A 12,350-nucleotide genomic window follows, 5' to 3' on the forward strand; every position below is an offset into this window, starting at 1 on the left:
GAGGTGAACATGAACAACTGGATCAGCGCCCTCGCCGACCTGCAGAACCGCGGTGAACCCTGCGTGCTGGTGACCATCATCGAAGAACTCGGCTCCACGCCACGCAACGCCGGTTCCAAAATGGTGATCAGCGCCGCGCAAACCTTCGACACCATCGGCGGCGGCCACCTGGAATACAAAGCGATGCAGATCGCCCGGGACATGCTCGTGCGTGGCCAGCAGAACACCCACCTGGAGCGCTTCAGCCTCGGCGCCAGCCTGGGCCAGTGCTGCGGGGGCGTGACCGTGTTGCTGTTCGAACCCATGGGCCAGGTGCAGGCGCAGATCGCCGTGTTTGGCGCCGGCCACGTGGGGCGCGCACTGGTGCCGTTGCTGGCGAGCCTGCCGTGCCGGGTGCGCTGGATCGATTCCCGTGACAAGGAGTTTCCGGAACATATCCCGCAAGGCGTGCGTAAAATCGTCAGCGAAGAGCCGGTCGATGAAATTGCCGACCTGCCGGTGGGCAGTTACTGCATCGTGATGACCCACAATCACGCGCTGGACCTGGAACTCACCGCCGCCCTGCTCAAACGCAACGACTTCGCCTACTTCGGCCTGATCGGTTCGAAGACCAAGCGCGTCAAGTTCGAACATCGCCTGCGTGATCGCGGCTTTGACGCCGCGCAGCTGCAGCGCATGCGTTGCCCCATGGGCCTCACCGAGGTGAAGGGCAAACTGCCGGTGGAGATCGCTATCTCCATCGCCGGCGAAATCATCGCCACCTATAACGCCAATTTCGGCCAGCACACCGCCAGCGCCGAACCCATTGCCAAACTGCTGCCGGCGTCACGCCGCAGCCAAGCCATTTGAATTGAGATCACCATGCCTTTGACTCGCAAAGCCTACCGTGCCGCCCTCCTGCACAGCATCTCCGACCCTGCGCAAGTGGGGATCGAAGCCTCCTATGAGTACTTTGAAGACGGCCTGCTGGTGATCGAAAACGGCCAGATCAGCGCCATTGGCCATGCCGGTGATTTGTTGCCGACGTTGCCCGCCGACATCGAAGTCACTCACTACCAGGACGCACTGATCACCCCCGGCCTGATCGACACCCACATCCACCTGCCGCAAACCGGCATGGTCGGCGCCTACGGCGAGCAGTTGCTGGATTGGCTCAACACCTACACCTTCCCGTGCGAAAGCCAGTTCGCCGACAAGGCCCATGCCGAAGAAGTCGCGGATATCTTCATCAAGGAACTACTGCGCAACGGCACCACCACTGCACTGGTGTTTGGCAGCGTGCACCCGCAGTCGGTGAATGCATTCTTCGAAGCAGCCGAGAAACTCGACCTGCGCATGATCGCCGGCAAGGTGATGATGGACCGCAACGCGCCGGACTACCTCACCGACACCGCAGAAAGCGGCTACCAGGAAAGCAAGGCACTGATCGAGCGCTGGCACGGTAAGGGCCGCCTGCACTACGCGGTCACCCCACGCTTTGCGCCGACCAGCACGCCGGAACAACTGGCACTGGCCGGGCAATTGCTGGGCGAATACCCGGACCTGTACATGCAGACCCACATCAGTGAGAACAAGCAGGAAGTCGAGTGGGTGAAGGAACTGTTCCCGGAGCGCAACGGCTACCTGGATGTGTACGACCACTACAAACTGCTCGGCGAGCGCTCGGTGTTTGCCCACGGCGTACACTTGTGTGACGACGAATGCGCGCGCCTGGCAGAAACCGGCTCGGCGGTTGCGTTCTGCCCTACGTCGAACTTCTTCCTCGGCAGTGGCTTGTTCAACCTGCCGATGGCGGAAAAACACAAACTCAACGTAGGCCTGGGCACCGACGTGGGCGGCGGCACCAGCTTCTCGCTGCTGCAAACCTTGAATGAAGCGTACAAGGTGATGCAGTTGCAGGGCGCGCGGTTGAGCCCGTTCAAGTCGCTGTACCTGGCAACCCTGGGCGGTGCCCGTGCGCTGCGCTTGGAAGACAAGATCGGCACGCTGCAGCCGGGCACCGATGCGGACTTCCTGGTGCTGGATTACAACGCCACGCCGTTGCTGAGCTATCGCTTGAAACAGGCGAACAACATCGCCGAGACGTTGTTTGTACTGATGACGCTGGGGGATGATCGGACGGTGTTGCAGACGTATGCGGCGGGGCAGCTCGTACACCAGCGCTAATTTCAGGTACACCACAAAACCCAATGTGGGAGCGGGCTTTTGTGGGAGCTGGCTTGCCTGCGATGCAGACACCTCGGTCTTTCTGTTAGACCCAGGTGATGCCATCGCAGGCAAGCCAGCTCCCACACAAGCCGGCCCCCACATTTTTTATTGGGATCAGAGTTTGATCGAGGAGCGCCCTGGCTTCTTGGTCTGCAACAGGTGCGAAAACACCGCATGCAAATCATCCGACGCGCTCTCTTCATCGAGGTTGAGCTTGCTGTCGATGTGATCCATGTGGTGCATCATCAAATCCACCGCCAGCACCGCGTCCCGCGCTTCGATCGCATCGATCAACTGGGTGTGTTCATCGTAGGAGCAGTGCGAGCGGTTGCCGCTTTCGTACTGGGCGATGATCAACGAGGTCTGCGACACCAGGCTGCGCTGGAAGCTGATCAACGGCGCGTTCTTCGCCGCTTCGGCCAGCTTGAGGTGGAATTCGCCGGAAAGACGAATGCCCGCACCTCGATCGCCCCGGGAGAAACTGTCGCGCTCGTCGTTGACCATCTGGCGCAGTTCGGCCAGTTGCTCCGCGGTGGCGTGCTGCACCGCCAGCTCGGTGATCGCGCGCTCCACCAGACGCCGCGCCATGAACACCTGGCGGGCCTCTTCGACACTCGGGCTGGCAACCACGGCACCGCGATTGGGCCGCAGCAGCACCACGCCTTCATGGGCCAGGCGCGACAGCGCACGGCGAATGATGGTGCGGCTGACGCCAAAGATTTCGCCCAGTGCCTCTTCACTCAATTTGGTACCGGGTGCCAGGCGTTGTTCAAGGATCGCCTCGAAGATATGCGCATAGACGATATCGTCCTGGGTTCCGCTGCGACCGGCCTTGCCAGCTCGCGGTTGTTTCTTGAGAGGTTGCAACTGTTCGTTCATGGGCACTCGGGTTTGGAGAACGGCGGCGAATTGACGGTAATGCGGCAGCTTTATCGTAATACGGCAACAGCGTGTCGCTGGCAAGTATCACCTAAAACCAGGGCACATTGTACACAACCGGTTGCGCCAACACACTGTACGGCTGTTTGCGGTGTCGGCTGTATTGCAATGAGTGGTTACGTTTGAGTTTAGGCTTGAATCCGCGCCTTCATCGGTAAAAAGCCTCAGGTAAAAGGAACACCTCGCCATGACACACGCCACCCAAGCGCCGTTGCGCCCGTTGGCCGACACTTCGCCGTCCGCCGTCGTGGCCGGTTTCATCGCCATGATGACCGGCTACACCAGCTCCCTGGTGCTGATGTTCCAGGCCGGCCAGGCGGCTGGCTTGACCACGGCGCAGATTTCCTCGTGGATCTGGGCGATCTCCATCGGCATGGCAGTGTGCAGCATCGGCCTGTCCCTGCGCTATCGCACGCCGATCACCATTGCCTGGTCCACCCCCGGCGCGGCGCTGTTGATCACCAGCCTGGGCGGCGTGAGTTATGGCGAAGCCATCGGTGCCTACATCACTTGCGCGGTGCTGGTGACGATTTGCGGGCTGACCGGCAGCTTTGAAAAACTGGTCAAGCGTATCCCGGCATCGCTGGCGGCGGCCTTGCTCGCCGGCATCCTGTTCAAGATCGGCAGCGAGATCTTCGTCGCCGCGCAGCATCGCACCGGCCTGGTGCTGGGGATGTTTTTCACTTACCTGGTGATCAAGCGCCTGTCGCCGCGCTACGCGGTACTGGCCGCATTGGTGATCGGCACCGCACTGTCGGGGCTGATGGGGTTGCTGGATTTCAGCGGCTTTCACCTGGAAGTGGCGACGCCGGTGTGGACCACCCCGCACTTCTCCCTGGCCGCCACCATCAGCATCGGCATCCCGCTGTTTGTGGTGGCCATGACCTCGCAGAACATGCCCGGTGTTGCCGTGCTGCGCGCTGATGGCTACACCGTGCCGGCCTCGCCGCTGATCACAGCCACCGGCTTGGCTTCCCTGGTGCTGTCGCCCTTCGGTTCCCACGGCATCAACCTGGCGGCGATCAGCGCGGCCATCTGCACCGGCCCCCATGCCCATGAAGACCGCAACAAACGCTACACCGCAGCGGTGTGGTGCGGCGTGTTCTACGGGATTGCCGGGGTGTTTGGCGCTACCTTGGCGGCATTGTTCGCCGCCTTGCCCAAGGAGCTGGTGCTGTCGATTGCAGCCTTGGCGCTGTTTGGCTCGATCATCAATGGCTTGAGCATCGCCATGAATGAGCCGAAGGAGCGGGAAGCGGCGCTGATCACCTTCATGGTCACCGCGTCTGGCTTGACGCTGTTTTCCATCGGTTCGGCGTTCTGGGGGATTGTGGCGGGGGTGTTGACGCTGCTGATTCTGAACTGGCGCAAGGCATAAAAAAACGGCGACCCTCAGGTCGCCGTTTTTTTGAGTATCACTTAGCCGCGTTGATCGGCTTTTCCGGATACCACACGTCCAGCAGCGGGCTGACTTCAGCGCTTTTCAGTTCGCTGCGGCCTTTGAGCCAGCTTTCAACAGCTACGCGCTGCTCTTCGTTGACCGAGCCACGCTTCTGCAGGCAAACCAGACCGAAGTCATCGCCGCCAACATAGCCCAGGCCATTGGCTTCCATGGCTTCTTTAATGAATGCTTCGAGGAAAGCGTCGGTCGCTTCTTCACTCAGGTCTTCTTTGAAGTCCAGGTTCAGTTCGAAACCCAGCTCTTGAAATTCATCAACGCACAGTTTTTTGCGCAGACGCTGGGAACGGTTAGTCGCCATTGGAACAATCCTCTTAAGTAATAACGGGCGGCACTTTAGCAGTTTAAGGCGGCGATTGCCCGACTCTCTGGGACAGGCGGCCATTGGCCCGCAAAAAAAACGCCCAATACCAGCTATCGTTCAGCTACAAGTGGATCCACCTTGGGGCATAATGCCGACACTTTCATGACCATTGAGGGATTTTTCCTATTTACCCCTCGCCTTTTTCACCCTCCTCAGCAGTAGGGTTTTACTTCTTATGATCAAATCTTTGCGTCCCTTTTTGCTTGCCAGTGTTCTCCTGCCCCTGGCCTTTTCCGTCACCGCCGCCCCGATCAACAACACGCTGCCGCCGAATGTCCAACAGGCCCTGCAGAAAGCCAAGATTCCCAACACCTCCCTGTCCCTGGTGATGCTGCCGCTCAACGGCCCCGGCACCCCCACCGTGTTCAACGCCGACGTATCGGTCAACCCCGCCTCCACCATGAAGCTGGTCACCACCTACGCCGCCCTGGAAATGCTCGGCCCCAACCACCAGTGGAAAACCGAGTTCTACACCGACGGCACCCTCAGCGGCGGCGTGTTGCACGGCAACCTGTACCTCAAGGGTGGCGGCGACCCCAAGCTGAACATGGAAAAGCTCTGGCTGCTGATGCGTGACCTGCGTGCCAACGGCGTGCAGCAAGTCACCGGCGACCTGGTGCTGGACCGCGGCTTCTTCAACCAACCGCAATTGCCGGAGTTCAACGACGACGGTAACGACGAGAACAAGCCGTTCCTGGTCAAGCCGGACGCCCTGTTGGTCAACCTCAAGGCCCTGCGCTTCGTGACCCGCAACGATTCGGGCCGGGTGATCGTGTCGGTCGAACCGCCGATTGCCAGCATTCGCATCGACAACCAGGTGAAAGTCTCCAACGCCAAGCAGTGCACCGGCGACGTACGCTACAACCCGGTCACGGCGGCCGATGGCAGCGTCACCGTCACCGTCAGTGGCCAACTGGGCGATGGCTGCAGCTCGCAGACCTATCTGTCGCTGCTCGACCACGCGACCTACACCGCCGGTGCCGTGCGCGCGATCTGGCAGGAACTGGGCGGCACCATCCAGGGCCGCGATATCCAGGCGCCTGTGCCCAAAGACGCGAAAGTGCTGGCCCGCGCATTCTCGCCGGACCTGGCCGAGATCATCCGCGACATCAACAAATACAGTAACAACACCATGGCCCAGCAGTTGTTCCTGAGCCTGGGCGCGCAGTTCCGCAACGATGCCGACGGCGACGACGCCAAGGCTGCGCAACGCGTGGTGCGCCAATGGCTGGCGAAAAAAGGCATTACCGCGCCGCACCTGGTGATGGAGAACGGCTCCGGCCTGTCCCGCGCCGAACGGGTCAGCGCCCGTGAGATGGCGGCCATGCTGCAAGCGGCCTGGAAAGGGCCTTACGCGGCGGAATACATCAGCTCGCTGCCGATTGCCGGCACCGACGGCACCATGCGCAAACGCCTGAAAACCACGGCCATGCGCGGCGAAGCCCACGTGAAGACCGGCACCTTGAATACCGTGCGCGCCATCGCCGGGTTCAGCCGCGACAACAACGGCAACAGCTGGGTAGTGGTGGCGATTCTCAACGACTCGAAACCGTGGGGCGCTTCATCCGTGCTGGATCAGGTGTTGCTCGACCTGTATCGCCAGCCCAAAGCGGTGGCCGCCGCCCCGGTCCTCTAGGCAGCACGCAACACCCAGTGGGAGCGGGCTTGCTCGCGAAAGCGGTGGATCAGTCGATACATCTGAGACTGACACTGCGTATTCGCGAGCAAGCCCGCTCCCACAGTTGTCATGCGTCGAGGATCAGGCGCTCAGCCGTTCAGCCTCCACACGGTCCCGACCCGCCTGCTTGGCCATATACACCGCCGAATCCGCGCGCAGCAACAGCCCATCGATGCCTTCATCGACCCGCCAACTGGCCACGCCAAAGCTCGCGGTCACCACCCCAACCGACTCCATCGGCACACTGCGCAAGGCCTGCCACAGTTCCATCGCCAGGCTGTAGGCCTGGCCTGCATCGGTGTTGGGGCACAGCACCACAAACTCTTCGCCCCCCAGGCGGCAGAACACGTCGGTGCGGCGCAGGCGCTGGCTGATGCGCTTGCACACTTCCTGCAATACACCGTCGCCCACTCCGTGGCCGTGCTGATCGTTGATGCGCTTGAAGTGGTCAATGTCGAGCATGATCAACGACAACGCCCCCGAGGTGCGGTTGAGCCGGCTCATCTCGGCCTTGAGGCGATCCTGGAAATAGCGCCGGTTATGGATGCCGGTGAGGGAGTCGGTAATCGAGAGCGCACGCAACTCCTCCTCCACCCGCTTGAGGTCGGAAATGTCCGACACATAGCCATGCCACAACGTACCGCCGCCCGGCAGTTCTTCTGGCGTCGCTTCACCCCGAATCCAGCGCAGGCCGCGTTGCGGCAACAGCACGCGATACTCTTCGCGCCAATGGCTCAACTGCAAGGCTGACAGGCGAATCGACACCCGCACCCGCTCTGCGTCCAGCGGGTGAATGCGCTCGAACACCTTGCTCGCGTCCTGCTGCAGCACCCCCGGCTCGATTTCATAGATATCGCGCATGCCATCGCTGGCGTAGATGAAACGCCATTGGTCCTGGGGTTCCAGGGTGAATTGGAAGATCCCGCCGGGCACATGAGCGCTGAGCTTTTTCAGCAGGCGGTCGCGTGCGGCCAAGGCTTCGTAGGCGCGTTTCTGCTCGGTGACATCCAGGTAGATCGCCAAGTGCCCGATCCACAGGCCATGGTCATCCAGCAATACAGTGCCAAGCATATTCACGGTCAGTTGGCTGCCGTCCTGGCGCAGCAGCGTCCACTCCCTGGCCTCGTGCAGATTGTCCGGGCTTTCCACCAGCATCGCCTGGCTTGGGGGAATGCGTTTGCCCAAGGTTACGCTCAAGCTGGCGGCGCGTGCGTCCAGCTCCGATGCCAGGTGCAGGCTTTCCAGGGTCATGCGCCCCAGCACCGCGTCAGCCTTGAACCCCAGCATCTGCTCGGCACCGGCGTTAAAGGTATTGATCACCCCACGCAAATCCGTGGCGATGATCGCGACCTGGGTGGCGGCGTTCAGCACACTGCGCAATTGCCCGTGTGCGCCCCGCAATTCCTGCTCACGCAAACGCAATTGTTCAGTGCGCTGCTCGACCATCTTCAGCGCCCGCTGGCGCTGGCTGACCAACACATAGAGCAAGGCGCTGAGCAACAGGCTGAGCAGCCCGCCCATGGTCAAGATGGTGCTCAGGGAGGAGTGATTGGCCAGGTCGAACACCTGGCTCGCCCGCAGGTTCAGGGCATAGACATGATCGCCCAGGCTGAGACGGCGCGCGGCCGTAAGATCGCTGTCGCCCACCGCGTTGCTGGAAGCGTAGAGCACGCGTTGCTGGGTGTCGGAAGTGTCGATGATCTGCATCACCAGGTTGTCGCGGTTCGGCTTGGGCAAGCCGTCGGCAACCAGTTGGCGCATGCTGATCACCGCCATCACAAAACCGAAGGGCTCGGTTTCCGACAGCTTGCTGACCGGCGCCACCAGCAGCACGCCGGCAGCATAAGCGGGCTCAACGCCCACCAGTTGCATGGGCTGGGACACCGCAGGCTTGCCAGTCTTTTGTGCACGTTCAAGGGCCGAACGCCGCAGGGGTTGGGCCAGCAAGTCAAAGCCCAGGGGCGAACCGAGCAGGCTCTGGGTCTGGCTGTACAACACCGGTACGTATTCATCGCGCTCGGCAGCGGGAGCCAGGTCGCCCGACGAGTTCAGCTCCCGAATGCTGAAAGGCGTGCCGCGCTGACGGGAGATTTCCTGTTCAAACTGGCTGCGTTGGTCGCGAAAAATCCGAGGCGCCCAGGCATAGGCCCGGGCGCGCAACAGCAGGGGTTGGGCGAAGCCGTCAAACTCTTCGCGGGAGACATCATCGGAGTTGACGAAGAAACGCCGCAGGCTGCCCAGGCGTTGTTCTTGGTCCTCGAAGCGCTCTTGAAGACGGGTGTAGCGTTCGTTGACGAGCAGCTGGAAACGTTGGCGAACCTGCTGTTGATAGAGGTCGGCAGCCGCCCACGCGATGATGGCCGTCAGCGCGCAACCGGCCAATAACACCACCAATGCCACCAGCCAAGCCGACGCCTGCTCACTGATAAAGCCAAGGATTTTCGGGCGGACGGCTTGCATCGGCATAGGCAACACTCACAACGCCAGCGTGCGGGGGGTGTCACTTTGGCTAGGCCTTAGTTATAGCTAGCGGCCCAGGGTTTGACCAGCGTAAAAAAGCCGCAAACCCGGAATAATCAGGCTTGCGGCTTTTGTGTCACGGCGATCAGCGCGCGGTGATTTTCCACGCCCGATGGATCTTGGCATTGCGCGCAAAGTCCGGGTCGATGGTCTTGTCGCTGATTTCCTCGACCGCGTAGCGTTCGCTGAGGTTGTCCTCCAGCGCGAACTTGCGGAAGTTGTTCGAGAAGTACAGCACGCCGCCCGGTGCCAGGCGCGCCATGGCCAGGTCGAGCAACTGCACGTGGTCACGCTGTACGTCGAAGATGCCTTCCATGCGCTTGGAGTTGGAGAAGGTCGGCGGGTCGATGAAGATCAGGTCGAACTCATCGCGGCTGGCCTCCAGCCAGGCCATCACATCACCCTGCTCCAGGCGGTTCTTGTCGGAGAAACCGTTGAGGGAGAAGTTGCGGCGGGCCCAGTCCAGGTAGGTCTTGGACAGGTCGACGCTGGTGGTGCTGCGCGCGCCGCCCTTGGCTGCGTGCACACTGGCGGTCGCGGTGTAGCAGTACAGGTTGAGGAAGCGCTTGCCGGCCGCTTCCTTCTGGATGCGCAGGCGCATCGGGCGGTGATCGAGGAACAGGCCGGTGTCCAAGTAGTCGGTGAGGTTGACCAGCAGCTTCACGCCGCCTTCGCTGACCTCGGTGAACTTGCCCTGGGCGCTCTGGCGCTCGTACTGCTTGGTACCGCTCTGGCGCTCGCGGCGCTTGACCACCACGCGGCTCTTGTCGATGTTCAGCGCCTGGGGAATGGCAGCCAGGGCATCGAACATACGCGCGGAGGCTTTTTCCGGGTCGATGGATTTAGGCGCAGCATATTCCTGCACATGCACCCAATCGTGGTACAGGTCGATGGCCATGGAGTATTCCGGCATGTCGGCGTCGTACACACGGTAGCAATCCACGCCTTCACGCTTGGCCCACTTGCCCAGCAACTTGAGGTTCTTCTGCAGGCGGTTGGCGAACATCTGACCGCCTTCACTCAGCCGCGCTTGCTCGACCACAGGTGCCGGTGCGGGTTTGATCGGGTTGCCGTTCTTGTTGTATTGGCGCTCTTGCGGCGCAGCCGGGGCTTGATCATAAGCGGCTTGCTCACGCTCGGCCTGGCGCTGCTCCGGGGTGCGGCGCTCGCCGGTGACGAACTGGTCCGGGTTGACCTTGATCAGCAGCAACTTGCACGGCAATGCGCCGTTCCAGAACGAATACTGCTTGTGGCTGCGGATGCCCATGCGCTTGCCCAGGTCGGGCGCGCCGGTGAACACCGCCGCCTCCCAGCCCATGCACGCTTGGCGCAGACGCTCGCCGAGGTTCTGGTAGAGGTACAACAGGCTGGCTTCATCACCCAAACGCTCGCCGTAAGGCGGGTTGCAGATGACCAGGCCTTTCTGGTTCTGGTCCGGGCGCGGCTCGAAGGTGCCGACTTCGCCCTGGTACACCTTGATCCAATGGCTCAGGCCAGCACGCTCGATGTTGTTGCGCGCGGGCTGGATCAGACGCGGGTCGGCTTCGTAGCCCCGGATCCACAGCGGCGGCTTGTTCATGCCGATGGCGGCACGTTCGGTAGCCTCGGCGTGCAACTTCTTCCACAACGCCGGGACGTGACCCAGCCAGGTGGTGAAGCCCCACAGTTCACGGTTCAGGTTGGGCGCCATGTCGGCGGCGATCATCGCGCCTTCGACCAGGAAGGTACCTACACCGCACATCGGGTCGCTCAGCGCACCGCCTTCGGCAGCAATGCGCGGCCAGCCGGCGCGGATCAGGATTGCGGCAGCCAGGTTTTCCTTCAGCGGCGCCGCGCCCTGCTGCAGGCGATAGCCGCGCTGGTGCAGGCTGTGGCCGGACAGATCAAGGGAAAGAATGGCTTCGCCACGGTCCAGGCGCAGGTGGATGCGCAGGTCCGGGTTGATCTTGTCGATGGACGGGCGCTCGCCGGTCGGCGTGCGCAGTTTGTCGACGATGGCGTCCTTGACCTTCAAGGCGCCGAAGTGGGTGTTGTCGATGCCCGAACCGTGACCGCTGAACTCCACCGCCAGGGTGCCATCCGGCACCATGTGGTCGGCCCATTCGATATCCAGCACGCCGTGGTAGAGGTCCTCGGCGTCCTTCATCGGGAAGCGCTTGAGCACCAGCAACACGCGGTTGGCCAGGCGCGACCAGAGGCACAGGCGATAGGCGGTTTCCATGTCGGCCATGCCGCGCACGGCCGAGGTGTGCTCGCGGGCGTCCTCAAGGCCAAGCCCGACGGCTTCCTCGATCAGCAGGCCTTCAAGGCCCTTGGGGCAGGTGAGGAAGAGTTCAAAACGGTCCGACATGGGGCATTCCAGGCTTTTCAGCAATAAATGAACGGGCGACGCATCGCCGGCTCGGTTTTCAATCAAGCACTTTTCTTGAAGAGTGCTCGCGTGGCACGAATGTGCCGTCCCACCCCGGCTGCCGGGCCTTTGGGCCGTGATTGCCGGGGCAGATAAATAAACGATGGCAACAAAAAGAAATATTCCGACCCTTCGTCGAATAATAACCGACTGCAACGAGCGGGCATTCTCACTAAAGGATTAAACCCATCCTCTATGCAGGGTGCATCATAGCTGGCTTTGCCAGACAAATGGGGCGAAAAGCCATCCCAGCTTATGGCTATAGCATCGTTATCGTTACGTGCTTATGACAAAACGGTCATTGAATCCATGTGACCTATTGGTTAGAACTCAACACAGGTTGGCGCCGTAACGACGCCGACACATTGGCTCGCCACGCCGGCAGCGAGCCCACCAACGGCAGAAAAACTCTGCCCGGCCTCGGACGAGGCCGAAGGATATCTAGACAGTCAACAAGTGAGGGAAACACCCTATGAGAAGACTTAAGCGTGATCCGTTGGAAAGAGCATTTTTACGCGGATATCAATATGGCGTTCATGGAAAATCCCGTGAGCTTTGCCCATTTACTCTACCGTCGGTACGCCAAGCCTGGATCAACGGCTGGCGAGAAGGACGCGGCGACAACTGGGACGGTATGACTGGCACTGCGGGCATCCACAGACTCAACGAACTTCACGCCGTCGGCTAATCAGGGCACTTAATTCCGACACACCACCTTTGGATTTGTAACGACTTACCATGCACGCCCCATCCGGGCGGCGGGCTTCGGCCC

The 12,350-nt window shown here is 61.3% G+C and carries 9 protein-coding genes; 5 read left to right on the forward strand and 4 right to left on the reverse strand.

Features of this window, described 5'->3' with window-relative positions; genetic code table 11:
• Window positions 1-9: 9 nt before the first annotated feature.
• Together xdhC and guaD are read left to right on the forward strand one after the other, a co-directional pair.
• A complete protein-coding gene (xdhC, locus tag M2394_RS14970) occupies window positions 10-849 on the forward strand; it encodes a xanthine dehydrogenase accessory protein XdhC (protein ID WP_259172994.1) in 840 nt (279 codons plus the stop codon).
• 12 nt (window positions 850-861) lie between these two features.
• Window positions 862-2,166, forward strand: a complete 1,305-nt coding sequence (guaD, locus tag M2394_RS14975; protein ID WP_259172995.1) for a guanine deaminase — start codon at window positions 862-864, stop codon at window positions 2,164-2,166.
• A 156-nt stretch (window positions 2,167-2,322) separates the two neighbouring features.
• Here the strand turns inward: guaD and M2394_RS14980 are convergent, their stop codons facing one another.
• The gene (locus tag M2394_RS14980; protein ID WP_176996320.1) at window positions 2,323-3,087 is read right to left on the reverse strand and encodes a GntR family transcriptional regulator; all 765 of its coding nucleotides are present in this window, start codon (window positions 3,085-3,087) and stop codon (window positions 2,323-2,325) included.
• A 247-nt stretch (window positions 3,088-3,334) separates the two neighbouring features.
• On the opposite strand from M2394_RS14980, the gene M2394_RS14985 reads away from it, so the two are divergent.
• Complete coding sequence (locus M2394_RS14985; RefSeq protein WP_259172996.1) at window positions 3,335-4,525, forward strand: benzoate/H(+) symporter BenE family transporter; 1,191 nt, start codon at window positions 3,335-3,337, stop codon at window positions 4,523-4,525.
• A 37-nt stretch (window positions 4,526-4,562) separates the two neighbouring features.
• Here the strand turns inward: M2394_RS14985 and M2394_RS14990 are convergent, their stop codons facing one another.
• A complete protein-coding gene (locus M2394_RS14990; protein WP_033900540.1) occupies window positions 4,563-4,907 on the reverse strand; it encodes a YggL family protein in 345 nt (114 codons plus the stop codon).
• A 238-nt stretch (window positions 4,908-5,145) separates the two neighbouring features.
• Between M2394_RS14990 and dacB the strand changes: the two genes are divergently transcribed.
• Window positions 5,146-6,606, forward strand: coding sequence for a D-alanyl-D-alanine carboxypeptidase/D-alanyl-D-alanine-endopeptidase (gene dacB, locus M2394_RS14995; protein WP_178924579.1), 1,461 nt, complete (start codon window positions 5,146-5,148; stop codon window positions 6,604-6,606).
• A 123-nt stretch (window positions 6,607-6,729) separates the two neighbouring features.
• Here dacB and M2394_RS15000 read toward each other — a convergent pair whose 3' ends face one another.
• Both M2394_RS15000 and rlmKL read right to left on the reverse strand, forming a co-directional pair.
• Window positions 6,730-9,114: a GGDEF domain-containing protein gene (locus tag M2394_RS15000; RefSeq protein WP_259172997.1), complete on the reverse strand. Its 2,385-nt coding sequence runs from the start codon at window positions 9,112-9,114 to the stop codon at window positions 6,730-6,732.
• 139 nt (window positions 9,115-9,253) lie between these two features.
• Window positions 9,254-11,518: a bifunctional 23S rRNA (guanine(2069)-N(7))-methyltransferase RlmK/23S rRNA (guanine(2445)-N(2))-methyltransferase RlmL gene (gene rlmKL / locus M2394_RS15005; RefSeq protein ID WP_178924583.1), complete on the reverse strand. Its 2,265-nt coding sequence runs from the start codon at window positions 11,516-11,518 to the stop codon at window positions 9,254-9,256.
• Between the two features lie 532 nt (window positions 11,519-12,050).
• Here rlmKL and rmf point away from each other — a divergent pair.
• Entirely contained in the window at window positions 12,051-12,266 is a 216-nt protein-coding gene (gene rmf / locus M2394_RS15010; protein WP_002553055.1) for a ribosome modulation factor, read from the forward strand.
• Window positions 12,267-12,350 lie beyond the last annotated feature (84 nt).

It is taken from the genome of Pseudomonas sp. BIGb0164 (genome assembly GCF_024810135.1).
Lineage (GTDB): Bacteria > Pseudomonadota > Gammaproteobacteria > Pseudomonadales > Pseudomonadaceae > Aquipseudomonas.